Source organism: Shigella dysenteriae (assembly GCF_022354085.1).
GTDB lineage: Bacteria > Pseudomonadota > Gammaproteobacteria > Enterobacterales > Enterobacteriaceae > Escherichia > Escherichia coli.
The window spans coordinates 2,128,281-2,153,041 of record NZ_CP055055.1; the positions used below are offsets into that span (position 1 = coordinate 2,128,281).

General features: G+C 49.9%; 27 protein-coding genes, 1 pseudogene and 1 other annotated feature. Of the genes and pseudogenes, 12 read left to right on the plus strand and 16 right to left on the minus strand.

All coding sequences use genetic code 11. The annotated features are described in order from the left end of the window. Positions 1 to 152: 152 nt before the first annotated feature. Complete coding sequence (gene tonB, locus HUZ68_RS10225; RefSeq protein WP_169254070.1) at positions 153 to 881, plus strand: TonB system transport protein TonB; 729 nt, start codon at positions 153 to 155, stop codon at positions 879 to 881. A gap of 39 nt (positions 882 to 920) precedes the next feature. On the opposite strand, the gene yciA is transcribed toward tonB, so the two are convergent. The 4 genes and pseudogenes from yciA to HUZ68_RS10245 form a co-directional block, all read right to left on the minus strand. Then, positions 921 to 1,319 carry an acyl-CoA thioester hydrolase YciA gene (yciA, locus tag HUZ68_RS10230; protein ID WP_000108160.1) on the minus strand — a complete coding sequence of 133 codons (399 nt, stop codon included), beginning with the start codon at positions 1,317 to 1,319 and terminating at the stop codon, positions 921 to 923. A 104-nt stretch (positions 1,320 to 1,423) separates the two neighbouring features. Continuing rightward, positions 1,424 to 1,963 (minus strand): septation protein A, encoded by a 540-nt coding sequence (locus HUZ68_RS10235; RefSeq protein ID WP_000808667.1) that lies wholly within the window; start codon positions 1,961 to 1,963, stop codon positions 1,424 to 1,426. Positions 1,964 to 1,992: 29 nt separating this feature from the next. Continuing rightward, complete coding sequence (locus HUZ68_RS10240; protein ID WP_096846790.1) at positions 1,993 to 2,736, minus strand: YciC family protein; 744 nt, start codon at positions 2,734 to 2,736, stop codon at positions 1,993 to 1,995. 27 nt (positions 2,737 to 2,763) lie between these two features. Then, positions 2,764 to 2,853: pseudogene (locus HUZ68_RS10245) on the minus strand (YkgJ family cysteine cluster protein); the annotation flags it as partial. A 239-nt stretch (positions 2,854 to 3,092) separates the two neighbouring features. On the opposite strand from HUZ68_RS10245, the gene ompW reads away from it, so the two are divergent. Further along, complete coding sequence (ompW, locus tag HUZ68_RS10250) at positions 3,093 to 3,731, plus strand: outer membrane protein OmpW (protein ID WP_239594167.1); 639 nt, start codon at positions 3,093 to 3,095, stop codon at positions 3,729 to 3,731. Positions 3,732 to 3,790: 59 nt separating this feature from the next. Here the strand turns inward: ompW and HUZ68_RS10255 are convergent, their stop codons facing one another. The 9 genes from HUZ68_RS10255 to trpL all read right to left on the minus strand — a co-directional run bounded on the left by HUZ68_RS10255 (position 3,791) and on the right by trpL (position 12,155). Further along, positions 3,791 to 4,297, minus strand: a complete 507-nt coding sequence (locus HUZ68_RS10255; protein ID WP_021556732.1) for a ferritin-like domain-containing protein — start codon at positions 4,295 to 4,297, stop codon at positions 3,791 to 3,793. 45 nt (positions 4,298 to 4,342) lie between these two features. Next, positions 4,343 to 4,843 (minus strand): YciE/YciF ferroxidase family protein, encoded by a 501-nt coding sequence (locus HUZ68_RS10260; protein ID WP_021556733.1) that lies wholly within the window; start codon positions 4,841 to 4,843, stop codon positions 4,343 to 4,345. An 85-nt stretch (positions 4,844 to 4,928) separates the two neighbouring features. Beyond that, positions 4,929 to 5,108 (minus strand): con-10 family general stress protein, encoded by a 180-nt coding sequence (locus tag HUZ68_RS10265; protein WP_021556734.1) that lies wholly within the window; start codon positions 5,106 to 5,108, stop codon positions 4,929 to 4,931. A 380-nt stretch (positions 5,109 to 5,488) separates the two neighbouring features. After that, entirely contained in the window at positions 5,489 to 6,295 is an 807-nt protein-coding gene (gene trpA, locus HUZ68_RS10270) for a tryptophan synthase subunit alpha (RefSeq protein ID WP_000443067.1), read from the minus strand. Beyond that, the gene (trpB, locus tag HUZ68_RS10275) at positions 6,295 to 7,488 is read right to left on the minus strand and encodes a tryptophan synthase subunit beta (protein ID WP_000209513.1); all 1,194 of its coding nucleotides are present in this window, start codon (positions 7,486 to 7,488) and stop codon (positions 6,295 to 6,297) included. The genes trpA and trpB overlap by 1 nt, the downstream gene beginning before the upstream one ends. Positions 7,489 to 7,499: 11 nt before the next feature. Further along, positions 7,500 to 8,861: a bifunctional indole-3-glycerol-phosphate synthase TrpC/phosphoribosylanthranilate isomerase TrpF gene (gene trpCF / locus HUZ68_RS10280; RefSeq protein WP_072686708.1), complete on the minus strand. Its 1,362-nt coding sequence runs from the start codon at positions 8,859 to 8,861 to the stop codon at positions 7,500 to 7,502. Further along, the gene (gene trpD, locus HUZ68_RS10285; RefSeq protein WP_000763524.1) at positions 8,862 to 10,457 is read right to left on the minus strand and encodes a bifunctional anthranilate synthase glutamate amidotransferase component TrpG/anthranilate phosphoribosyltransferase TrpD; all 1,596 of its coding nucleotides are present in this window, start codon (positions 10,455 to 10,457) and stop codon (positions 8,862 to 8,864) included. Then, positions 10,457 to 12,019 (minus strand): anthranilate synthase component I, encoded by a 1,563-nt coding sequence (trpE, locus tag HUZ68_RS10290; protein WP_021556737.1) that lies wholly within the window; start codon positions 12,017 to 12,019, stop codon positions 10,457 to 10,459. The genes trpD and trpE overlap by 1 nt, the downstream gene beginning before the upstream one ends. A gap of 21 nt (positions 12,020 to 12,040) precedes the next feature. After that, positions 12,041 to 12,134: a sequence feature (Trp leader region), on the minus strand. Then, a complete protein-coding gene (gene trpL, locus HUZ68_RS10295) occupies positions 12,111 to 12,155 on the minus strand; it encodes a trp operon leader peptide (protein WP_001386774.1) in 45 nt (14 codons plus the stop codon). (Overlaps the previous feature by 24 nt.) Before the next feature lie 137 nt (positions 12,156 to 12,292). Here trpL and rnm point away from each other — a divergent pair, with 137 nt between their 5' ends. The 4 genes from rnm to rluB all read left to right on the plus strand — a co-directional run bounded on the left by rnm (position 12,293) and on the right by rluB (position 16,802). Continuing rightward, positions 12,293 to 13,174, plus strand: coding sequence for an RNase RNM (gene rnm / locus HUZ68_RS10300; protein WP_001285678.1), 882 nt, complete (start codon positions 12,293 to 12,295; stop codon positions 13,172 to 13,174). Continuing rightward, complete coding sequence (locus HUZ68_RS10305) at positions 13,171 to 13,791, plus strand: L-threonylcarbamoyladenylate synthase (protein WP_001295575.1); 621 nt, start codon at positions 13,171 to 13,173, stop codon at positions 13,789 to 13,791. The genes rnm and HUZ68_RS10305 overlap by 4 nt, the downstream gene beginning before the upstream one ends. 27 nt (positions 13,792 to 13,818) lie before the next feature. Next, complete coding sequence (locus tag HUZ68_RS10310; protein WP_033815770.1) at positions 13,819 to 15,714, plus strand: DUF2207 domain-containing protein; 1,896 nt, start codon at positions 13,819 to 13,821, stop codon at positions 15,712 to 15,714. A gap of 212 nt (positions 15,715 to 15,926) precedes the next feature. Then, on the plus strand, positions 15,927 to 16,802 hold the full coding sequence (gene rluB, locus HUZ68_RS10315) for a 23S rRNA pseudouridine(2605) synthase RluB (RefSeq protein ID WP_001291217.1): 876 nt from the start codon (positions 15,927 to 15,929) through the stop codon (positions 16,800 to 16,802). 39 nt (positions 16,803 to 16,841) lie between these two features. Here the strand turns inward: rluB and cobO are convergent, their stop codons facing one another. After that, on the minus strand, positions 16,842 to 17,432 hold the full coding sequence (cobO, locus tag HUZ68_RS10320) for a cob(I)yrinic acid a,c-diamide adenosyltransferase (RefSeq protein WP_001278904.1): 591 nt from the start codon (positions 17,430 to 17,432) through the stop codon (positions 16,842 to 16,844). Next, positions 17,429 to 18,187: a YciK family oxidoreductase gene (locus HUZ68_RS10325; protein ID WP_033815771.1), complete on the minus strand. Its 759-nt coding sequence runs from the start codon at positions 18,185 to 18,187 to the stop codon at positions 17,429 to 17,431. The genes cobO and HUZ68_RS10325 overlap by 4 nt, the downstream gene beginning before the upstream one ends. Positions 18,188 to 18,406: 219 nt before the next feature. On the opposite strand from HUZ68_RS10325, the gene sohB reads away from it, so the two are divergent. After that, entirely contained in the window at positions 18,407 to 19,456 is a 1,050-nt protein-coding gene (gene sohB / locus HUZ68_RS10330) for a protease SohB (protein WP_000422045.1), read from the plus strand. A gap of 35 nt (positions 19,457 to 19,491) precedes the next feature. Here sohB and HUZ68_RS10335 read toward each other — a convergent pair whose 3' ends face one another. Beyond that, positions 19,492 to 19,743: a YciN family protein gene (locus tag HUZ68_RS10335; RefSeq protein WP_001031530.1), complete on the minus strand. Its 252-nt coding sequence runs from the start codon at positions 19,741 to 19,743 to the stop codon at positions 19,492 to 19,494. Positions 19,744 to 20,122: 379 nt separating this feature from the next. On the opposite strand from HUZ68_RS10335, the gene topA reads away from it, so the two are divergent. From topA to ymiC, 5 genes are all read left to right on the plus strand, one after another. After that, a complete protein-coding gene (gene topA, locus HUZ68_RS10340) occupies positions 20,123 to 22,720 on the plus strand; it encodes a type I DNA topoisomerase (RefSeq protein ID WP_001295576.1) in 2,598 nt (865 codons plus the stop codon). Between the two features lie 209 nt (positions 22,721 to 22,929). Next, entirely contained in the window at positions 22,930 to 23,904 is a 975-nt protein-coding gene (cysB, locus tag HUZ68_RS10345) for an HTH-type transcriptional regulator CysB (protein WP_000776253.1), read from the plus strand. A 318-nt stretch (positions 23,905 to 24,222) separates the two neighbouring features. Continuing rightward, entirely contained in the window at positions 24,223 to 24,363 is a 141-nt protein-coding gene (locus tag HUZ68_RS10350) for a YmiA family putative membrane protein (protein WP_001300896.1), read from the plus strand. A gap of 2 nt (positions 24,364 to 24,365) precedes the next feature. After that, positions 24,366 to 24,533 (plus strand): protein YciX, encoded by a 168-nt coding sequence (yciX, locus tag HUZ68_RS10355; RefSeq protein WP_001297116.1) that lies wholly within the window; start codon positions 24,366 to 24,368, stop codon positions 24,531 to 24,533. A gap of 113 nt (positions 24,534 to 24,646) precedes the next feature. Continuing rightward, positions 24,647 to 24,742 carry a small membrane protein YmiC gene (ymiC, locus tag HUZ68_RS10360; RefSeq protein ID WP_001310756.1) on the plus strand — a complete coding sequence of 32 codons (96 nt, stop codon included), beginning with the start codon at positions 24,647 to 24,649 and terminating at the stop codon, positions 24,740 to 24,742. Positions 24,743 to 24,761 lie beyond the last annotated feature (19 nt).

The window sequence follows — 24,761 nt, forward strand, 5'->3', positions numbered from 1 at the left end:
ACGGAAAGATGATGTCTTTGTTAAGACCATGCATAAAGTAAGGTCAATTACGCCAAAAATGACATTTTCACTGATCCTGATCGTCTTGCCTTATTGAATATGATTGCTATTTGCATTTAAAATCGAGACCTGGTTTTTCTACTGAAATGATTATGACTTCAATGACCCTTGATTTACCTCGCCGCTTCCCCTGGCCGACGTTACTTTCGGTCTGCATTCATGGTGCTGTTGTGGCGGGTCTGCTCTATACCTCGGTACATCAGGTTATTGAACTACCTGCGCCTGCGCAGCCGATTTCTGTCACGATGGTTGCGCCTGCTGATCTCGAACCGCCACAAGCCGTTCAGCCGCCACCGGAGCCGGTGGTAGAGCCAGAACCGGAACCTGAGCCGATCCCCGAACCGCCAAAAGAAGCACCGGTGGTCATTGAAAAGCCGAAGCCGAAACCTAAGCCAAAACCGAAGCCGGTGAAAAAGGTACAGGAGCAGCCAAAACGCGATGTCAAACCCGTAGAGTCGCGTCCGGCATCACCGTTTGAAAATACGGCACCGGCACGCCCGACATCAAGTACAGCAACGGCTGCAACCAGCAAGCCGGTTACCAGTGTGGCTTCAGGACCACGCGCATTAAGCCGTAATCAGCCGCAGTATCCGGCACGAGCACAGGCATTGCGCATTGAAGGGCAGGTTAAAGTTAAATTTGACGTCACGCCGGATGGTCGCGTGGATAACGTACAAATCCTCTCAGCCAAGCCTGCGAACATGTTTGAGCGTGAGGTGAAAAATGCGATGCGCAGATGGCGTTATGAGCCGGGTAAGCCAGGCAGTGGGATTGTGGTGAATATCCTGTTTAAAATTAACGGCACCACCGAAATTCAGTAAGCAGAAAGTCAAAAGCCTCCGACCGGAGGCTTTTGACTATTACTCAACAGGTAAGGCGCGAGGTTTTCCTTCAGGATCAACCGCGACATACTTAAATAATGCTTCTGTCGCTTTATAGCGTTGCCCGATTGGTTCAGACGCTACTTTTTTCACCCACACTTCAATATTAATGCTGACCGATGTCGTCCCTTTCTGGACACAGCGTGCATAGCAGCACACCACATCGCCGACCGCAACCGGCCGTAAGAAAGTCATTCCTTCAACCCGCACAGTCACTACGCGACCGTGGGCAATTTCTTTCGCCAGAATAGCGCCGCCAATATCCATTTGTGACATTAACCAACCACCAAAGATGTCACCATTGGCATTGGTATCGGCGGGCATGGCTAAAGTACGTAAAACAAGATCGCCCTGAGGGACGTTATGTGTTGTAGACATGGTAAAACCGACTTAAAAGGAAAATCACAGGCGCGATGCTACTATGATTTTCCTGAGGAGAACAGAGGAGATACAGCGCCAGCCCCGAAGGACTGGCAGTCTGGTTAGGATTTATCTTCCTGCGGCATGTGGCGGTAGATATAGATACCGCTTAACAATGTGAAGATTAAGGTAAGGGCGGTCAGGCCAAAGACTTTAAAGTTGACCCAAATATTTTGCGGCAGCCAGAATGCGATGTAGATGTTTGCCAGACCGCAAAGGATAAAGAAAACAGCCCAGGCCAGATTCAGCTTCGACCATACCGGTTGCGGCAGAGTGAGTTCTTTACCCAGCATCCGCTGAATTAGCGGCTTTTTCATCACCCATTGGCTGACTAACAGGGCACCCGCAAACAGGGCATAAATGACAGTAACCTTCCATTTTATAAACTCATCATTGTGGAAGAACAGCGTCAAGCCACCGAAGACGACCACCAGAACAAAAGTGATCAGGGCCATCTTCTCAACCTTACGAAAGCGAACCCAGCTATAGATAAGCACAATCGCCGTGGCGACGATCAGCGCCGCAGTAGCCGCATAGATGTCATAAATCTTGTAAAACGCGAAAAAGACAACCAGCGGTAAAAAATCAAGAAACTGCTTCATTTTACGATTCCGTAATCAAATGCTTAAGGTTATTGGCGAATCAACATATACAGACGGAACAGATAGATGAGCAATACGGCTGAAATCAGGTTGCTCAAGGTGTTCGCCAGTACGGCACCAATTTCCGGGGTTAATGCGGCAAAAGAAGAGGCAAAAAGCAGCAACAGTGTCTTTGCCAGCAACCAGCTCAGTACTGCGGGCGCCACCAGACGCATATTCGCCCAAGTCAGCCGCATACTGCTACGCATCGAGGCAAAAACGCCCATTTTGTCCTGTACCAACATCACCGGTGCCAGGGCCAGTAAAATGGCCATGATAATTCCCGGAACGACCACTAGCATGATGCCAATCTGTACTAAAAGGGTAGTCAGAAAAATCAGAATAAATAACTTTGGCAATATCGGCGCACTGGCACCAATAGCTCGCAGCGCACTGACTCTCTGACCCGCAGACACCAGCTGGATAATTAATATTACGCCTCCGGCGAGAATGGCGTTACCGATTAATCCTGAAAAAGTGGACGCCGCTGAAGCCTGCAGCAAAATTTGTTGCTGTTCCGGTGACATATTCTGAACCAGGTCGAACAACCCACTACTGCCGCTAACGGGCACGCCGTCATTGAGCTGCGCAAGCTGTGCATCACTGGGTGAGAAAACATGCCCTAACACCACTGTGATAAACGCACATAGCAACGATACCAACAGAATGGTCATAAATTGATTACGGAAGAAATTTCCGGTGTCATGGTATACGGACTGCGCCGTGATAGACATGCACTCTCCTTGAGTTTTATGCAGGTGTTAATTAGCGGGCAATTGTACCCTGGTTAAGCCTCGGGTGGCAGCATCAGGTCTTGTATGGAAAAGCATATCTTTGTAAAGCGGAGGTAATTGCTGGCCTTCAGGCGTGGGCAAACCGCTGCAAGTGGCGAACGAGTTAATATTTGCGTAGCGAAAATATTTAAAAATTGATTTAAATCACGTTAACCAGGATTCTCAATGCAACTTCTAAATTAATCCAGATCAATAAAGGGTGAATTATCATATGTAATGTGATCTATGTAGGATCATTTGTTACTCCAATGTAGGTATATTCGTCACGTTTTTATAACCATAACGACGGAGCGGATATGAAAAAGTTAACAGTGGCGGCTTTGGCAGTAACAACTCTTCTCTCTGGCAGTGCCTATGCGCATGAAGCAGGCGAATTTTTTACGCGTGCAGGTTCTGCAACCGTACGTCCAACAGAAGGTGCTGGTGGTACGTTAGGAAGTCTGGGTGGATTCAGCGTGACCAATAACACTCAACTGGGCCTGACGTTTACTTATATGGCGACCGACAACATTGGTGTGGAATTACTGGCAGCGACGCCGTTCCGCCATAAAATCGGCACCCGGGCGACCGGCGATATTGCAACCGTTCATCATCTGCCGCCAACACTGATGGCGCAGTGGTATTTTGGTGATGCCAGCAGCAAATTCCGTCCTTATGTTGGGGCAGGTATTAACTACACCACCTTCTTTGATAATGGATTTAACGATCATGGCAAAGAGGCGGGGCTTTCCGATCTCAGTCTGAAAGATTCCTGGGGAGCTGCCGGGCAGGTGGGGGTTGATTATCTGATTAACCGTGACTGGTTGGTTAACATGTCAGTGTGGTACATGGATATCGATACCACCGCCAATTATAAACTGGGCGGTGCACAGCAACATGATAGCGTACGCCTCGATCCGTGGGTGTTTATGTTCTCAGCAGGATATCGTTTTTAATTCCGCACAAAAACGACCCCGTAATATACGGGGTCAATAAGGACATGGCATAAAGGGTATTATTTCTTCGCTTCTACGCCATCAGTTTCAGAGCGAATTAAAAATTTCTCAGTTGTTTGCGGAATATGCTGAATCAGCCAGTCGGCCATTTGCTTTTCCTCATTTAAAATCGCTTCGATGATCGGAATTGAGGCTGTATCACCGGCATTTTTTGCTGCTGCTAATAGTGAAGTATAACAGGCGATTTCAAATTGCTCGAAGACATACCCGCTAATAGAACCTTTGACTATTTCATCAGAAGGGAATATACCACCGATTGACTGCCCAAGCGCAGCCATTTTACTCATGGAATCTTTAATGACTGAACGTGAAATGTCATTACGATCAAGAATAGTTTCCAGTTGAACAATCTGGTTTTTGGTTTCACTAAGATGTTGTTCAATACGAGCACGTAGTTCAGGATAATTATCTATACGGCTGGCCATGGATTCAAGCATAGATTCGGCTTGCGTTTCCATTGCATGGGCGTCACGTAACCAGTCATGATAATGTTCAATACGATTCATGAAAATGTCCTCTTTATAAAATGACTAAAAGTTAAAGTTCATATTTCAGGCTTTATTTTCGGCTTTCTTATTTACGTTATTAAGGGCCAGATCAGTCAGTTTGATGTCGGTGGCCTTTTCTTCTTCCAGGGTTTCTTTCAGAAGCTTCGCTGCTTTACGGTAACCTAATTGTTCAGCCAGCGTCGCTAATGTCCCGTAACTGGCAATCTCATAATGCTCGACTTTCTGTGCTGCGGCAATCAGTGCGGCATCACGCACTTCGTTTTTCTCGGTACTTTCGATGACCTCATTAGCTTCTTCAATAAGACCTTCCATTGCCACACATTTCATGCGCTTAATTTTCAGATTCGATTCTGATTCCACAACTTGATCAATACGTTCAATCTGTCCATGTGTTTCCTCGAGGTGCGCATGAAAAGCCTGACTTAATTTTTCGTTTGATGTTGCTCTTGCGAGTTTTGCCAGTGCTCGGGTTAATTGTTTTTCTGCGCTGTAGGTATCTGAAAGTAGGTGAATAAATACATCTTCCATGGTCTTGATATTCATATTTTTCTCCAGTGGAATCACTGCGAGCCATACGGCCCGCAGATGCAATTATCTTTATCAGCTGATATTAATAATTAACGGTGAATCAGGATTTACCTGATTTATTACCACTGTTTTGTTGACCGCCTTTTTTACCCGCTTCAGATGCGCGTTGCGGATCATTTTTAAAATTACCGCCGCTATGCTGACCGCCTTTACGGCCTGCGTCGGATGCCTTCTCACGGTCTTCGGCGAAATTTCCTGAACCACCACGATGTTCGGCCATGTTATTTCTCCCGTTGCGTTGCATTGTTTCATTAATATGAGTGTTGTGTGTCGACACTCATTAAAATTAGTCGCTAATGAGAATTAGTCAAATTAAGCGTAACGAGAAGAAAGTGGGAAAATATATTATGAGGAACGTTCTTGATATATTAACAATTGCCTGAGGAATAAGTGACTTAGAGAAAATTATTGATTTTACTGGTGTTATGTTGCGGGATTAATTTGTTTGATTATATTACTGTTGGGCGGAAAAATGACGTAAGTTGACGTTCGACAGGGGTAAGCGAAACGGCAAAAAGATAAATATTAAATGAATTTAGGATTTTTCCGGCTTCGTTAAAGAAAGTTAAAATGCCGCCAGCGGAACTGGCGGCTGTGGGATTAACTGCGCGTCGCCGCTTTCATCGGTTGTACAAAAACTTTCAGTGCCGCCAGCATTTTCTCTGGCTCATTAATATGTTGCTCGATGATTTTAACAATGGCCGAACCAGAAATCGCGCCCGCAGCTCCTGCATCAATCGCTGCTTTTACCTGATCCGGGGCGGAAATACCAAATCCCTGCAATGGAGGTGCAGCGTTGTACTCTTTCAGCTTCGCAACCAGATGATTGAGGGGTAACGCGGCGCGGTTTTCTGCGCCGGTCACGCCCGCTCGTGACAGCAAATAGGTGTAACCACGACCGTAAGAGGCTATCTGGCGCAGCAGGTCGTCATCGGCATTTGGCGGGCAGATGAAGATAGGTGCGACATTATGACGCAACGCGGCCTGGCGGAAGGGCGCGGACTCTTCAACTGGCACATCGGCAACAAGCACCGAATCGACGCCGACTTTTTCGCACTGGGCATAAAACTCATCAATGCCTTTGTTAAACACCAGATTGGCATACATCAACAGGCCAATGGGAATGGTCGGGTGTTTCTGGCGAATCAGTGCCAGCATTTCAAAACATTGTGCCGGAGTCACACCTGCCGCAAAGGCGCGCAGAGTGGCGTTTTGAATGGTCGGGCCATCCGCCAGTGGGTCGGAGAAGGGGATACCTAACTCCAGCGCGTCAGCACCGGCTTCAATTAGCGTATCGATAATTTTCAAGGACTGCTCAATGCCCGGATCCCCGAGCGTGACGAAAGGAACGAATGCGCCTTCTTTGCGCTCCTTCAACTGGGCAAACAGAGATTCGTAGCGTTCCATCAGATTTCCCCTCGTGCTTTCAAAATATCGTGAACGGTGAAGATGTCTTTATCGCCGCGACCGGAAAGGTTAACCACCAGTAGCTGCTCTTTTTCCGGGTTTTCGCGCATCATTTTCAGCGCATGGGCCAGGGCGTGGGAGGATTCCAGCGCCGGGATGATCCCTTCGTGCAGGCACAGCGTTTTGAAGGCTTCAAGGGCTTCATCATCGGTAATAGACACGTAATCAGCGCGTCCAGTGCTGTTAAGATACGCGTGTTGTGGGCCGACAGACGGGAAATCCAGCCCGGCGGAGATGGAGTAAGATTCTTCAATCTGCCCGTCTTCGGTTTGCATCATCGGCGCTTTCATACCGAAATAGATGCCCACGCGACCATGTTTTAACGGTGCGCCGTGCTCGCCGGTTTCTATACCGTGACCGCCAGGCTCCACACCAATCAGGCCGACGTCGGTTTCGTTGATGAAATCTGCAAACATGCCGATGGCATTCGAACCGCCGCCAACACAGGCGATAACGGCATCCGGCAGGCGACCTTCTCTTTCCAGAATCTGTGCTTTGGTTTCTTCGCCAATCATCCGCTGAAACTCACGGACAATGGTCGGATAAGGATGTGGGCCAGCTGCGGTGCCCAGCATATAGTGCGCGGTTTCATAACTGCCGGACCAGTCGCGCAGCGCCTCGTTACAGGCATCTTTCAGCGTCGCGGAACCGCTATGCACCGGGATCACTTCCGCACCCATTAAACGCATACGAAAAACGTTAGGCGACTGGCGTTCAACGTCTTTGGCACCCATATAAATACGGCATTTCAGGCCGAGCAGGGCGCTGGCAAGGGCCGACGCCACGCCATGCTGACCGGCTCCGGTTTCGGCGATGATTTCAGTTTTACCCATCCGCTTCGCCAGCAACGCCTGCCCCAGCACCTGGTTGGTTTTATGCGCGCCGCCGTGCAGCAAATCTTCGCGCTTCAGATACAGCGTGGTGTTCGTCCCAGCCGTAATGTTCTGGCATTTGGTCAGCGCTGTTGGACGCCCGGCATAGTTTTTCAGCAGGTCGTTGAACTGAGCCTGAAATTCAGGATCTTTTTGCGCGCTGACAAAAGCTTCTTCCAGCTGGCGCAGAGCAGGCATCAGGATTTGTGGCACGTACATGCCGCCAAACTCACCAAAATAGGGGTTAAGTAATGTTGTCATTGTTCCTTTCCTTAATATGCGCGCAGCGTCTGGAAAACCGAGGCCAAAAGACGTGCGTCTTTGATGCCCGGTTGCGACTCTACAGCAGAATTAAAATCAAGTCCGGCGCAGCCGGTTTGTGCCGCTTCCACGCAGTTATCTGCGCCTAAGCCCCCCGCCAGCAGAACGTTGCCAAGGGATTGACCGTTTAACAGTGACCAGTCGAAACGTTGCCCGCTTCCACCCAGGCCGTTGTCTAAAACATATTTATCAACGTGCTGAAGTTCGCGGGCGGGCAGGGTTTTACCGACGCTTAATGCTTTCCAGATGGCAACGTGTGCTGGCAGAGCTTCACGCAGCGTATCGATATACAGCTGATCTTCATTACCATGCAGTTGCACTGCCGCCAGCGATAACACCTTAGCTTTGTCCAACACATCGGCAATATCGTGATTGCGGAACACGCCAACATACTGCAACGGTGCCGCAGCCATCACTTCCTGCGCCTGTTCAACGTTGACGCAACGCGGTGATGTCGCAACAAAAATCAACCCACCGTAAATCGCGCCCCCGTCATAAGCTGCTTTAGCATCTTGCCCACGCGTCAGGCCACATACTTTATTCTCACCCAGCAATACCCGGCGCACGGCGGCGTGCAAATCGTCATGGGCCATCAACGCCGAACCAATCAGAAAACCGTTAGCGAAGTGGCTTAACTCGCGCACCTGAGCGTAAGTATTGATGCCGGATTCGCTGATTACCGTCACGTTGTGCCCCAGTTTCGGCGCAAGCTCGCGGGTACGGTTGAGATCAATCGACAAATCACGCAGATCGCGGTTGTTGATGCCAACGACCTTTGCCCCCAATGCAATGGCGCGCTCCAGTTCCTCTTCATTACTGACTTCAGTCAGCACACCCATCTCCAGACTGTGGGCGACGGCTGCAAGCTGGCGATATTGGTCGTCATCCAGTACTGAAAGCATTAATAAGCAGGCATCGGCCTGGTAATAGCGCGCCAGATAGATCTGGTAAGGGTCGATAATGAAGTCTTTACATAAAATCGGCTGCGGGGCGATTTGGCTGACGATGGGGAGGAAATCAAAGCTCCCCTGAAAATATTTCTCATCAGTCAGCACCGAAATTGCCGAAGCGTAATGTTTATAAATGGCGGCAATGCGTGCTGGATCGAAATCATCACGGATCACGCCTTTTGACGGCGACGCTTTCTTGCACTCCAGAATAAACGCCGTGCGCGCACCCTGTAGCGCATCATAAAAATGTCGCGAGCTAGGCTGAACCTCATTCTGAAAACTGGCCAGCGGTTGCTGCTGTTTGCGGGCTTCTACCCAAATCGCCTTGTCTGCGACGATTTTCGCTAAAACGGTTTGCATCATTTACCCTCGTGCCGCCAGTGCGGTGACTCTGTCGTAAGCGGAACCACTGCGCAGTACCTCAAGAACGGTTTGCGCATTGGCTTGCAGATCTTCATGGCCATGCAGGCGCATTAACATGGCGACGTTCGCAGCGACGGCTGCTTCATGGGCGGCGTCGCCTTTACCTTGTAACAAACGTGTTAAAATGTCACGGTTTTCTTCCGGTGTTCCGCCTGCCAGTTGCTCCTGGTGGTAGGGTGTCAGGCCAAAATCTTCAGCGGTCAATTGATAGCTCTTAATTTCGCCGTCATGCAGCTCGGCAACGATTGTCGGCGCGTGTAATGAAACTTCATCCATCCCGCCGCTGTGCACCACCGCCGCGCGTTGATACCCCAGCACGCGCAAGGTTTCGGCAATCGGCAGCACCAGTTCCGGACTATAAACACCAATTAACGCCAGCGGCGGATGCGCCGGGTTAATCAATGGTCCCAGCACGTTGAACAAGGTGCGGGTTTTCAGTTGCTGGCGAACCGGCATCGCGTGGCGGAATCCGGTGTGATACTTCGGCGCAAAGAGGAAACATACGCCTAACTCATCCAGCGCCTGGCGCGATTTATCGGCGTTCATATCAAGATTAATACCGAACGCCGCCAGCAGATCCGACGAGCCAGATTTACTGGAGACGCTGCGGTTGCCGTGTTTTGCGACTTTCAGCCCACAGGCCGCGGCGACAAACGCACTGGCGGTAGAAATATTGATGCTGTTGCTGCCGTCACCGCCGGTGCCGACGATATCGGCAAACAGATAATCCGGGCGCGGGAACGGCGCGGCATTTTCCAGTAGCGCGGTTGCTGCCCCGGCGATTTCGTTTGGGTGCTCGCCGCGAATTTTCATGCTCACCAGCGCCGCCGCCAGTTGTTCCGGCTTCAGCTCGCCACGTACCACCGCTGAAAACAGCTGGTGGCTTTCTTGTTGGCTAAGCGTCTGCGCCTGATACAGTTTTTCCAGAATCGGTTGCAGCGTGTTGGTTGGCTCTAGTTTCTGCTGCGCCCAGGCCAGCGTTTGTTCCAGCAGGCGAGCGCCCTGGGTAGTAAGAATGGATTCCGGATGGAACTGGAATCCACAAACGCGATCCGCATCGTGACGTACTGCCATCACCATGCCATTAAAATGGGCGTTGATGGTTAAACCGGCCGGAATATTACTGCCAACCAGCGAGTGATAACGCGCCACCGGCAATGGGTTTGTTAATCCGGCAAACATCGCCTGACCGTCATGTTCAATGCTGGAGGCTTTACCGTGAAGAATTTCGCCCGCCTGACCGACATACCCCCCGTAGGCTTCGACAATCGCCTGATGACCGAGGCAAATGCCAATAATCGGCAGCTTACCGCGCAAGCGGGTGAGGAGTTCTGGCATACAACCGGCTTCACTCGGCACACCTGGCCCCGGAGAAAGCATCAGCACCGGATTGCTCATCGTCGCCAGGCGTTCAATTAAGGTTTGCGCCGGAATATGGTTGCGGTAAATCACCACGTTATGCCCATTGCTGCGCAACTGATCTGCCAGGTTGTAAGTAAAAGAGTCGATATTATCGAGCAGCAGAATGTCAGCCATCAAAAAGTCTCCTGTGCATGATGCGCGGTGGCGATAGCGCGCAGTACAGCGCGGGCTTTATTACTGGTTTCGTCGGCTTCCGACTGCGGAACAGAATCAAGGACTACGCCAGCACCGGCTTGCACGGTGGCGATACCGTTTTCCACCAGCGCCGAGCGGATCACAATGCAGGTGTCGAGATCGCCATGCGCGGTGAAATAACCTACCGCGCCGCCGTAGCTGCCGCGGCGACGACCTTCCGCCTCGGCAATTAACTGCATAGCACGCACTTTCGGCGCACCGCTTAACGTTCCCATATTCATACAGGCGCGGTAAGCGTGCAGGGCGTCGAGATCGTGGCGCAGTTCCCCGACCACTCGGGAGACCAGGTGCATCACGTAAGAGTAACGGTCAACTTTGGTGAGATCGGCGACGTAGCGGCTGCCGGGGGTGCAAATGCGTGCCAGATCATTACGGGCGAGATCCACCAGCATCAGATGTTCAGAAAGCTCTTTATGATCGGTACGCATTTCCAGTTCGATGCGGCTGTCGAGGTCTCTGTCCAGTGAACCATCGGCACGACGACCGCGTGGACGTGTTCCGGCAATCGGGTAGATCTCAATCTGGCGGCTGGTGGCGTCATACTTGAGCGAACTTTCCGGCGACGCGCCAAACAGGGTGAAATCATTATCCTGCATAAAAAACATGTACGGGCTGGGATTACTCTTTTTCAACACGTAATAGGCCGCCAGCGGTGACGGGCAGGGCAGCGAGAAACGGCGAGATGGCACGACCTGGAAAATTTCTCCGGCGCGAATCGCTTTTTGCAACAAACGCACTACGCCACCGAACTCTTCATCGCTCTGGTTACATTCACAACGCATATGCGGCACGGAAACCACCGGCAGCGGCGGCGCGGCTTCGGCCAGTTGCTGACGTAGTTCGTTCAGGCGAGCAGTGAGACGTTGTTTTTCTTCTTCATTCGGAGCAAACAGACTGGCCTGAATACGGGTGCTTTTTTTCTGATGGTCAATCACCATCAGAGTTTCAGCGAGATAAAAACAGAAATCAGGGCAGTTATTTTCCGCTGCCAGTTGCGGTAAATCTTCAAATCCCGCCACCAGATCATAAGAGAACAGGCCACCAAAGAACATCGCTTCCCGTTCTTCCTTCGGTACATTCAACAGATTCTGCAATAAGCGGAAAGCGTCAAAAACCGAAAGAGAGCATAAACGGGCATCTTCATCCAGCAGTGGACTGACCGGGGGGAAGCGCAGTATACGGCAGTTTGGTGATTGTTCATTTTCCACACCCGCAGGAAGGGCGTTATCCAGTAGTGTCAGCAGGGCTTCGCCATTGCCGGAAAGCGCCTGGATTGTGACAGTGTCACCTAATGCTGTAATGCGCAGCGCACTGTCTACCAGCAGCAGGCTTTTTAAATCATCCTTGCTGTCGATATCTGCGGATTCCAGCAGCAGCGTCGCAGGGCGATCCCCACACAACTGGTGAAAAAGCGCGGTCGGGTTGTCGCGATAAGCGCCTTCGCAGGTTAGCAGTTCGAGAGTCGGTTTTTGTGTTTGCATTGTTATTCTCTAATTTTGTTCAAAAAAAAGCCCGCTCATTAGGCGGGCTGGGTATCTGATTGCTTTACGCATGGTGAATACACTGCCCGTTTCAGGAAGTGCGCCACCAAGCTTTCAGTACGAAAATTGCTTTCATTGTCGATACCCTTTTTACGTGAACTTGCGTACTAGTTAACTAGTTCGATGATTAATTGTCAACAGCTCATTTCAGAATATTTGCCAGAACCGTTATGATGTCGGCGCAAAAAACATTATCCAGAACGGGAGTGCGCCTTGAGCGACACGAATTACGCAGTGATTTACGACCTGCACAGCCATACCACAGCTTCCGATGGCTGCCTGACGCCAGAAGCATTGGTGCACCGTGCAGTCGAGATGCGCGTCGGCACCCTGGCGATCACCGACCATGACACCACAGCTGCAATCGCGCCAGCAAGAGAGGAAATTTCACGTTCGGGACTGGCGCTGAATCTTATTCCCGGCGTGGAAATTTCCACGGTCTGGGAAAATCATGAAATTCATATTGTCGGGCTGAATATTGATATTACTCATCCGCTAATGTGTGAGTTCCTCGCACAGCAGACAGAACGGCGCAATCAGCGGGCGCAGCAAATTGCCGAAAGACTTGAAAAAGCGCAAATACCTGGGGCGCTGGAAGGCGCACAACGACTGGCGCAGGGCGGCGCAGTGACGCGCGGTCATTTTGCGCGTTTCCTTGTTGAGTGCGGCAAAGCCAGTTCAATGGCGGATGTCTTTAAAAAGTATCTGGCGCGCGGGAAAACCGGATACGTTCCGCCACAGTGGTGTACAATAGAACAAGCTATTGATGTCATTCATCATTCTGGCGGTAAGGCGGTGCTAGCTCATCCTGGGCGGTACAATCTTAGTGCTAAATGGCTGAAAAGATTGGTTGCGCATTTTGCCGAACACGACGGCGACGCGATGGAAGTCGCGCAGTGCCAGCAATCGCCCAATGAACGCACCCAGCTGGCGACACTTGCGCGTCAGCATCATTTATGGGCATCACAAGGATCTGATTTTCATCAGCCATGCCCGTGGATCGAACTGGGTCGTAAACTCTGGCTGCCCGCAGGCGTTGAAGGCGTCTGGCAGCTATGGGAACAGCCGCAGAACACCACAGAGAGGGAATTATGAGCCAGTTTTTTTATATTCATCCTGATAACCCACAGCAACGTCTGATCAACCAGGCGGTGGAGATCGTGCGCAAAGGCGGGGTGATTGTTTATCCAACTGATTCCGGCTATGCGCTCGGCTGTAAAATTGAAGATAAAAACGCCATGGAGCGTATTTGTCGTATTCGCCAGCTGCCGGACGGTCACAACTTTACCCTGATGTGTCGCGATCTTTCTGAACTCTCGACCTATTCATTTGTCGATAACGTTGCGTTTCGTTTAATGAAAAACAACACGCCGGGCAACTATACCTTCATCCTGAAGGGGACGAAGGAAGTGCCGCGCCGTCTGTTGCAGGAAAAACGCAAAACCATCGGTATGCGTGTGCCTTCTAACCCGATTGCGCAGGCTTTGCTTGAAGCACTGGGCGAACCGATGCTTTCCACTTCGCTAATGCTGCCAGGCAGCGAATTTACCGAATCCGATCCCGAAGAAATTAAAGACCGTCTGGAAAAACAGGTAGATTTGATTATTCACGGCGGCTATCTCGGGCAGAAACCAACAACGGTTATTGATCTTACCGATGATACGCCGGTCGTGGTGCGTGAAGGCGTAGGTGATGTGAAGCCTTTCTTATAACAAATTGCGTTCCACGGATGGAAGACTATGGCAGGGAAGTTTCGCTGCATTTTGCTGTTGATAGCAGGGCTGTTTGTATCATCTCTAAGTTATGCAGAAAACAAGGAGATGCCTTCTTATGAAGAAGGGATCTCGCTCTTTGATGTTGAAGCCACTCTGCAACCGGATGGGGTGCTCGACATCAAAGAGAACATTCATTTTCAGGCGCGAAATCAGCAGATTAAGCACGGGTTTTATCGTGATTTACCACGACTATGGATGCAGCCTGATGGGGACGCTGCACTGCTGAACTATCATATTGTTGGCGTCACCCGTGATGGTATTCCTGAACCTTGGCATCTTGACTGGCATATCGGGTTAATGAGTATTGTCGTGGGCGATAAACAACGTTTCTTGCCTCAAGGCGACTATCATTATCAAATTCATTATCAGGTTAAAAATGCTTTCCTGCGTGAGGGAGATTCAGATCTGTTAATCTGGAACGTGACTGGTAACCACTGGCCGTTTGAAATCTATAAGACCCGATTTTCACTCAAGTTCCCTGATATCGCGGGTAATCCATTTAGCGAAATCGATCTCTTTACTGGAGAAGAGGGCGACACATATCGAAATGGCCGCATCCTTGAGGACGGAAGAATTGAATCCAGCGATCCGTTTTATCGTGAAGATTTCACGGTACTCTACCGTTGGCCTCACTCGTTACTTAGCAATGCCCCGGCTCCACAAACGACGAATATTTTCAGCCATCTTCTTTTACCCTCCACGTCATCGTTGTTAATTTGGTTTCCGTGTCTATTCCTGGTTTGTGGATGGTTATATCTCTGGAAGCGCAGGCCGCAATTTACGCCGGTAGATGTGATTGAAACCGATGTCATTCCGCCAGATTACACGCCCGGCATGTTACGTCTCGATGCGAAGCTGGTTTACGACGATAAAGGGTTTTGTGCCGATATCGTAAATCTGATTGTGAAAGGAAAAATTCATCTGGAAGATCAGTCTGACAAGAACCAGCAAATCCTGATTCGTGTTAATGAAGGCGCGACCAGAAATAATGAGGTATTACTGCCCGCAGAGCAGTTATTACTGGAAGCGTTATTTCGTAAAGGCGATAAGGTCGTTCTTACGGGGAGACGCAACAGAGTCTTACGCAGGGCATTTTTACGGATGCAGAAATTTTATCTGCCGCGTAAAAAGTCTTCGTTTTACCGACCTGATGCGTTTTTGCAATGGGGCGGAATGGCAATATTGGCGGTCATTCTCTACGGTAACCTGAGTCCCGTAGGTTGGGCAGGAATGAGTCTGGTGGGCGATATGTTTATTATGATCTGCTGGCTTCTTCCTTTTTTATTTTGTTCCCTTGAGCTTTTGTTTGCCCGCGATGATGACAAGCCTTGCGTTAATCGTGTAATCATCACTTTGTTTTTACCACTGATTTGTTCAGGCGTAGCCTTCTATTCTCTCTATATCAATGTCGGAGATGTATTCTTTTACTGGTATATGCCAGCGGGTTATTTTAGCGCTGTTTTCCTGACCGGTTATCTCACTGGCATGGGGTATATTTTTCTGCCAAAGTTTACCCAAACTGGACAGCAACGTTATGCCCACGGTGAAGCTATCGTTAACTATCTTGCGCGTAAAGAGGCGGCAACGCACAGTGGGCGTCGGCGGAAAGGGGAAACACGGAAACTGGATTACGCGTTGCCAGGTTGGGCGGTCTCGGCAAACCTTGGCAGAGAATGGGCAGCACGTATCACCCCATCACTCACAGCGGCTGTTCGCGCCCCGGAAATTGCCCGTAGTGGCGTTTTGTTCTCATTGCAGATGCACCTGAGTCTGGGGGCCAATAGCAGTTTGTTGGGGCGAAGTTATTCCGGTGGTGGTGCTGGCGGCGGCGCGGGTGGCGGAGGCGGTGGTGGCTGGTAATCAAGCTGATGTTAATCGAAACAAGCTTTAACCATAAAGATAGTGTAGTATGTTGCGCCTCAAAGCCAGGCCAGTTAAAACGTCGGGTCGTTTACTTAAGGCCTGAAGAGTTCAAACAGACTTTACTATCAGTGAGTCAGATGTAAGTTCTGACTCACTGTTGCACAAAAGCATATCAGACGCCTGGGAAGGCGACACCAAAAGGAAGCTCTATGAGCGAAAAGCTACAGAAAGTGCTGGCGCGTGCCGGCCACGGTTCTCGCCGTGAAATCGAATCTATTATTGAAGCCGGTCGTGTGAGTGTTGATGGCAAAATTGCTAAACTCGGCGATCGCGTTGAAGTTACCCCTGGATTGAAAATCCGTATCGATGGTCACCTGATTTCGGTACGTGAGTCCGCTGAACAAATTTGTCGCGTTCTGGCCTATTACAAACCGGAAGGTGAGTTGTGTACCCGTAACGATCCGGAAGGACGTCCAACGGTGTTTGACCGTCTGCCAAAACTGCGTGGCGCACGCTGGATTGCCGTGGGTCGCTTGGACGTTAATACCTGTGGTCTGCTGCTGTTCACCACCGATGGTGAACTGGCAAACCGTTTAATGCACCCAAGCCGTGAAGTTGAACGTGAATATGCCGTGCGTGTATTTGGTCAGGTTGACGACGCGAAACTGCGTGATTTGAGTCGTGGCGTGCAGTTGGAAGATGGTCCGGCAGCTTTTAAAACCATCAAGTTCAGCGGCGGCGAAGGGATCAACCAGTGGTACAACGTGACTCTGACCGAAGGCCGTAACCGTGAAGTTCGTCGTCTGTGGGAAGCGGTTGGTGTGCAGGTGAGCCGCCTGATCCGTGTTCGTTACGGTGATATCCCACTGCCAAAAGGTCTGCCACGCGGTGGCTGGACGGAGCTGGACCTCGCCCAGACTAACTATCTGCGCGAACTGGTGGAGCTACCGCCAGAAACCAGCTCTAAAGTCGCTGTAGAAAAAGACCGTCGTCGCATGAAGGCGAATCAGATTCGTCGTGCGGTGAAACGTCACAGTCAGGTGAGCGGCGGTCGTCGTTCTGGCGGACGTAATAATAACGGTTAATCAAAGTATGCCGGACGTCATATCCGGCATTTTTACAGATTAATAATCAATCCCTATTTGCGCCTTAACACCGGCATCAAACGCATGTTTGATGGGGCGCAGCTCACTTACCGTATCCGCCAGTTCAAGAATATCCCGGTGACAGCCTCGACCCGTGATAATCACCGTCTGTTGATGTGGACGTTCATTTAACGCCTGCACCACTTCTTCCAGTGGCAAATAGTCATACGCCACCATATAAGTCAGCTCATCAAGCAAAACCATATCCAGTGAGGAATCAGCAAGCATCCGCTTTGCATGTTGCCAGACTTCGCGGCAGGCGGCGGTATCAGACTCGCGGTTTTGTGTATCCCAGGTAAAGCCCGTTGCCATCACCTGAAACTCAACGCCATGTGGCTCCAGCAGATTGCGTTCGCCATTAGGCCAGGTGCCTTTAATAAACTGCACGACGCCCACTTTTTTTCCATGACCAACTGCGCGTGTTGCCGTACCAAATGCCGCGGTGGTTTTGCCTTTTCCATTGCCGGTAAAGACGATGATAATACCGCGTTCATCCTGGGCCTGGGCCACACGAGCATCTACTTTTTCTTTCACTCGCTGCTGACGCTGTTGGTAGCGTTCATCACTCATTGGGAAATTCCTGGTTTACGGCCCGGTTGGGCGTCAAAGGTCATGCCGGTTTTACGGCGGCTGTCATCGCCCATCAGCCAGAGGTAGAGCGGCATGATATCAGCGGGTGTTTTAAGTTTCTGTGGATCTTCGGTCGGGAAGGCGCTGGCACGCATTGCGGTGCGCGTACCGCCTGGGTTAATGCAGTTGACGCGCAGGCGCTGCTGATATTCATCGGCCAGTACCTGCATCATCCCTTCGGTGGCAAATTTCGACGCTGCATATGCGCCCCAGTTGGCTCGTCCCTGACGTCCAACGCTTGATGAAGTAAAGACCAGTGAACCGGCGTCCGATTTGAGTAATAAAGGAAGCAGTGCCTGGGTGAGCATAAAGGTGGCATTAACGTTGACCTGTATGACGTCCTGCCAGACCTGTGGATTTTGTTCGCTCATTGGACAAACATCGCCGAGCAATCCGGCATTATGCAAAACACCATCCAGACGCGGATAATTAACGGCAATGCGCTGTGCCAGTTGTTGGCAATCTTCGGACCTGCAGGTCAGCAAATCGAGAATAAACCACTGTGGCTGATGCCCAGTTTCTTCGTTTATGTGGCTGGCTACCTGACGTAATTTTTCTTCATTACGGCCCAACAGAATCACTGTCGCACCATAGCGTGCATACGTCATCGCGGCTTCACGACCAATACCATCACTGGCTCCCGTCACCAGGATAATGCGATCATTGAGTAAATCTTGTTTTGGCTGGTAATGCATGGCTACTCCTCAACGACGTTGTCTGTCGCGCTGCCAGTGTACTTTATGACTTTGGGGCTTTATGCCTGAAACAGAAGGGCATTTCAATCAGCCTGGGGCGATAACACCGCAAAATGGATACTTTGTCATACTTTCGCTGCAATAACATCTCTGCGAGACGGCTTAACATGCCTGTTGTAAACTGTGAGCCAAAGCGTTGTTTAACCAAGGTGGGGACTCGTGGAATTGTTGTCTGAATATGGTTTGTTTTTGGCGAAAATCGTTACCGTTGTGCTAGCGATTGCGGCGATTGCCGCCATTATTGTCAATGTTGCTCAACGTAATAAACGCCAGCGTGGCGAGTTACGGGTCAACAATCTCAGCGAACAGTATAAGGAGATGAAAGAAGAACTGGCCGCGGCGCTGATGGACTCACATCAGCAAAAACAGTGGCACAAAGCGCAGAAGAAAAAGCATAAGCAAGAAGCGAAAGCAGCAAAAGCGAAAGCCAAACTGGGAGAGGTGGCAACTGACAGTAAACCCCGCGTCTGGGTGCTGGATTTTAAAGGCAGCATGGACGCCCATGAAGTGAACTCGCTACGTGAAGAGATAACGGCTGTACTCGCAGCATTCAAACCGCAGGATCAGGTTGTACTACGTCTGGAAAGCCCTGGTGGCATGGTGCATGGTTACGGGTTGGCGGCTTCGCAGCTGCAGCGTCTGCGTGATAAAAACATCCCTTTAACTGTTACGGTAGACAAAGTCGCTGCCAGCGGCGGTTACATGATGGCCTGTGTGGCGGACAAAATTGTTTCCGCACCGTTTGCTATTGTGGGTTCCATTGGGGTGGTGGCGCAAATGCCCAACTTTAACCGCTTCCTGAAAAGCAAAGATATTGATATCGAACTTCACACCGCCGGGCAGTATAAGCGTACGCTGACCTTGCTGGGTGAAAATACCGAAGAAGGGCGGGAGAAATTCCGCGAAGAGCTGAACGAAACGCATCAGTTATTTAAAGATTTTGTGAAGCGTATGCGTCCGTCTCTGGATATTGAACAGGTGGCAACGGGTGAACACTGGTACGGACAACAGGCGGTAGAGAAAGGCCTGGTTGATGAAATCAACACCAGTGATGAAGTTATTCTTAGCCTGATGGAAGGCCGAGAAGTGGTCAATGTACGCTATATGCAGCGTAAACGACTCATTGACCGATTCACCGGCAGCGCGGCAGAGAGCGCCGATCGATTGTTGTTACGCTGGTGGCAGCGGGGGCAAAAGCCATTGATGTAAAAGACAAACGCGAGGGTAAGACCTCGCGTTTTGCTTTAATCAACCAGGTGATATTTTTCTGAAAGCACATGGGCCAGGTGTTTGAACATATTAAACACCGCGGTGCTTTTGGCTGTTGGCAATCCTTGTTCATCTAAAAAGTAGTCGCCGGTAAATACCAGCACGCCATTACGCTGCGTGACGCCGGTGGCTTCAATCCCTGCGAGCGTATCCTCATGCTCACGAATGATTTTGTTGGCCTCTTTCAACAGCGTTTCGCGGTCGATGGGTTGTGTCTCTTTGTTCATTATTTACTCCTTAAACAAGGACATTAGTCTACGCCAGGCATGGCTTGCAGACAAATATACCACGCTGGTGGCAAGAGCGCCTTACTGGCAACTTTGGATTTTGCATGCTAATAAAGTTGCGTATCGGATTTTATCAGGTACAGTGTGACGCTTTCGTCAATCTGGCAATAGATTTGCTTGACATTCGACCAAAATTCCGTCGTGCTATAGCGCCTGTAGGCCAAGACCTGTTAACTCAGTCACCTGAATTTTCGTGAACAGAGTCACGACAAGGGGTTGATATCCGCAGAGAGCGAGTCCATATCGGTAACTCGTTGCCAGTGGAAGGTTTATCAACGTGCGACGCATTCCTGGAAGAATCAAATTAGGTAAGGTGAATATGGGTAAAGCTCTTGTCATCGTTGAGTCCCCGGCAAAAGCCAAAACGATCAACAAGTATCTGGGTAGTGACTACGTGGTGAAATCCAGCGTCGGTCACATCCGCGATTTGCCGACCAGTGGCTCAGCTGCCAAAAAGAGTGCCGACTCTACCTCCACCAAGACGGCTAAAAAGCCTAAAAAGGATGAACGTGGCGCTCTCGTCAACCGTATGGGGGTTGACCCGTGGCACAATTGGGAGGCGCACTATGAAGTGTTGCCTGGTAAAGAGAAGGTCGTCTCTGAACTGAAACAACTGGCTGAAAAAGCCGACCACATCTATCTCGCAACCGACCTTGACCGCGAAGGGGAAGCCATTGCATGGCACCTGCGGGAAGTTATTGGGGGGGATGATGCGCGCTATAGCCGAGTGGTGTTTAACGAAATTACTAAAAACGCGATCCGCCAGGCATTTAACAAACCGGGTGAGCTGAATATTGATCGTGTTAATGCCCAGCAGGCGCGTCGCTTTATGGACCGCGTGGTGGGGTATATGGTTTCGCCGCTGCTATGGAAAAAGATCGCTCGTGGTCTGTCTGCCGGTCGTGTGCAGTCGGTGGCGGTTCGTCTGGTGGTCGAGCGTGAGCGTGAAATTAAAGCGTTCGTGCCGGAAGAGTTCTGGGAAGTCGATGCCAGCACGACCACGCCATCTGGTGAAGCGTTGGCGTTGCAGGTGACTCATCAGAACGACAAACCGTTCCGTCCGGTCAACAAAGAACAAACTCAGGCTGCGGTAAGTCTGCTGGAAAAAGCGCGCTACAGCGTGCTGGAACGTGAAGACAAACCGACAACCAGTAAACCTGGCGCTCCTTTTATTACCTCTACGCTGCAACAAGCTGCCAGCACCCGTCTTGGATTTGGCGTGAAAAAAACCATGATGATGGCGCAGCGTTTGTATGAAGCAGGCTATATCACTTACATGCGTACCGACTCTACTAACCTGAGTCAGGACGCGGTAAATATGGTTCGCGGTTATATCAGCGATAATTTTGGTAAGAAATATCTGCCGGAAAGTCCGAATCAGTACGCCAGCAAAGAAAACTCACAGGAAGCGCACGAAGCGATTCGTCCTTCTGACGTCAATGTGATGGCGGAATCGTTGAAGGATATGGAAGCAGATGCGCAGAAACTGTACCAGTTGATCTGGCGTCAGTTCGTTGCTTGCCAGATGACCCCAGCGAAATATGACTCCACGACGCTGACCGTTGGTGCGGGCGATTTCCGCCTGAAAGCACGCGGTCGTATTTTGCGCTTTGATGGCTGGACAAAAGTGATGCCTGCACTGCGTAAAGGCGATGAAGATCGTATCTTACCGGCAGTCGATAAAGGCGATGCTCTGACGCTCGTTGAACTGACACCAGCCCAGCACTTTACCAAACCGCCAGCCCGTTTCAGTGAAGCATCGCTGGTTAAAGAACTTGAAAAACGCGGTATCGGTCGTCCGTCTACCTATGCGTCGATCATTTCGACCATTCAGGATCGTGGCTATGTGCGTGTAGAAAACCGTCGTTTCTATGCGGAAAAAATGGGCGAAATCGTCACCGACCGCCTGGAAGAGAATTTCCGCGAGTTAATGAACTACGACTTCACCGCGCAGATGGAAAACAGCCTCGACCAGGTGGCAAATCACGAAGCAGAGTGGAAAGCTGTACTGGATCACTTCTTCTCGGATTTCACTCAGCAGTTAGATAAAGCTGAAAAAGATCCGGAAGAGGGGGGTATGCGTCCGAACCAGATGGTTCTGACCAGCATCGACTGCCCGACCTGTGGTCGCAAAATGGGTATTCGCACAGCGAGCACCGGGGTATTCCTTGGCTGTTCTGGCTATGCGCTGCCGCCGAAAGAGCGTTGCAAAACAACCATTAACCTGGTGCCGGAAAACGAAGTGCTGAACGTGCTGGAAGGCGAAGACGCTGAAACCAACGCGCTGCGCGCAAAACGTCGTTGCCCGAAATGCGGCACGGCGATGGACAGCTATCTCATCGATCCGAAACGTAAGTTGCATGTCTGTGGTAATAACCCAACCTGCGACGGTTACGAGATCGAAGAGGGCGAATTCCGCATTAAAGGTTATGACGGCCCGATCGTTGAGTGTGAAAAATGTGGTTCTGAAATGCACCTGAAAATGGGGCGTTTCGGTAAATATATGGCCTGCACCAACGAAGAGTGTAAAAACACGCGTAAGATTTTACGTAACGGCGAAGTGGCTCCACCGAAAGAAGATCCGGTACCATTACCGGAGCTGCCGTGCGAAAAATCAGATGCCTATTTCGTGCTGCGTGACGGTGCTGCCGGTGTGTTCCTGGCTGCCAACACTTTCCCGAAATCGCGTGAAACGCGTGCGCCACTGGTGGAAGAGCTTTATCGCTTTCGCGACCGTCTGCCGGAAAAACTGCGTTATCTGGCCGATGCGCCACAGCAGGATCCGGAAGGTAATAAGACCATGGTTCGCTTTAGCCGTAAAACCAAACAGCAATATGTCTCTTCGGAAAAAGACGGAAAGGCGACTGGCTGGTCAGCATTTTATGTTGATGGCAAATGGGTTGAAGGAAAAAAATAACCTTTAATTCTGTCAGGTTTTTATAAACAAAGGGTCGCGAAAGCGGCCCTTTTTTATTGCATATTATTTTTTCTTCAAACCTATACACTAAGGCTATAAATGATATAGTGGTTATAGTTAGCACCTTTTTTATTATTAAATCGTATTAGTCACCCGCCAGGTGTGACGAAAAAACGATGTTCTGATGGCGTCTAAGTGGATGGTTTAACATGAAATTACAACAACTTCGCTATATTGTTGAGGTGGTCAATCATAACCTGAATGTCTCATCAACAGCGGAAGGACTTTACACATCACAACCCGGGATCAGTAAACAAGTCAGAATGCTGGAAGACGAGCTAGGCATTCAAATTTTTTCCCGAAGCGGCAAGCACCTGACGCAGGTAACGCCAGCAGGACAAGAAATAATTCGTATCGCTCGCGAAGTCCTGTCGAAAGTCGATGCCATAAAATCGGTTGCCGGTGAGCACACCTGGCCGGATAAAGGCTCGCTGTATATCGCCACCACGCATACCCAGGCACGCTACGCGTTACCAAACGTTATCAAAGGCTTTATTGAGCGTTATCCCCGCGTTTCTTTGCATATGCACCAGGGCTCGCCGACACAAATTGCTGATGCCGTCTCTAAAGGCAATGCTGATTTCGCTATCGCCACAGAAGCGCTGCATCTGTATGAAGATTTAGTGATGTTACCGTGCTACCACTGGAATCGGGCTATTGTAGTCACTCCGGATCACCCGCTGGCAGGCAAAAAAGCCATTACCATTGAAGAACTGGCGCAATATCCGTTGGTGACATATACCTTCGGCTTTACCGGACGTTCAGAACTGGATACTGCCTTTAACCGCGCAGGGTTAACGCCGCGTATCGTCTTCACGGCAACGGATGCTGACGTCATTAAAACTTACGTCCGGTTAGGGCTGGGGGTAGGGGTCATTGCCAGCATGGCGGTGGATCCGGTCGCCGATCCCGACCTTGTGCGTGTTGATGCTCACGATATCTTCAGCCACAGTACAACCAAAATTGGTTTTCGCCGTAGTACTTTCTTGCGCAGTTATATGTATGATTTCATTCAGCGTTTTGCACCGCATTTAACGCGTGATGTCGTTGATGCGGCTGTCGCATTGCGCTCTAATGAAGAAATTGAGGTCATGTTTAAAGATATAAAACTGCCGGAAAAATAATTTCTTGCGTTATTTTCGGCACCTTTTATGTAGCGAAGGTGCCGGAATATATTCTCTTTTGTTACTTATTTCTATACCGTGCACAATATTTTTATCCCTCATATTTATAGGGTAAATTACCTGTAAAGTAGTGTCTAATTACCCGCCTCGCAAACTCCAGTTTTCAAATATCTATTTCAGGTCAAAAGATTGAATTATTCACTGGAGACGATTCGTAAATTCGCTGGATTTTTGACTAAAGTTTCTTTAGGATTTGTCTCATCGTATGATTAATTACACCAATCGTTCAACGTCTTGCTGATAAGTGATGGCGATTATATGAGGTTAGCAATGCCTTCTGGAAATCAGGAACCCCGCCGCGATCCTGAATTAAAACGTAAAGCCTGGCTGGCGGTTTTTCTTGGTTCTGCACTTTTCTGGGTGGTTGTCGCACTGCTGATTTGGAAAGTGTGGGGATAACTATGGTCGGTCAGGAGCAACTGGAGTCGTCACCATTATGCCAGCATAGTGACAATGAAACAGAAACGAAACGGGAATGTTCCGTCGTTATTCCAGACGACTGGCAACTAACATCGCAGCAGCAAGCCTTTATAGAACTGTTTGCTGAAGATGATCAGCCGAAACAATAATTATCATCATTCTTATTACCCATTTTTAATGAATTAAAGGGCTTTTAATACACCGCAGCAATAACAGCTTGAGTTATCTCAACACAAAATAATAACCGTTAAGGGTGTAGCCTATGATCAACACAAATATGAAATATTGGTCCTGGATGGGCGCGTTTTCTCTGTCGATGCTCTTCTGGGCCGAACTCCTCTGGATCATTACTCACTGATCCTTGACCCCGCTGCGGC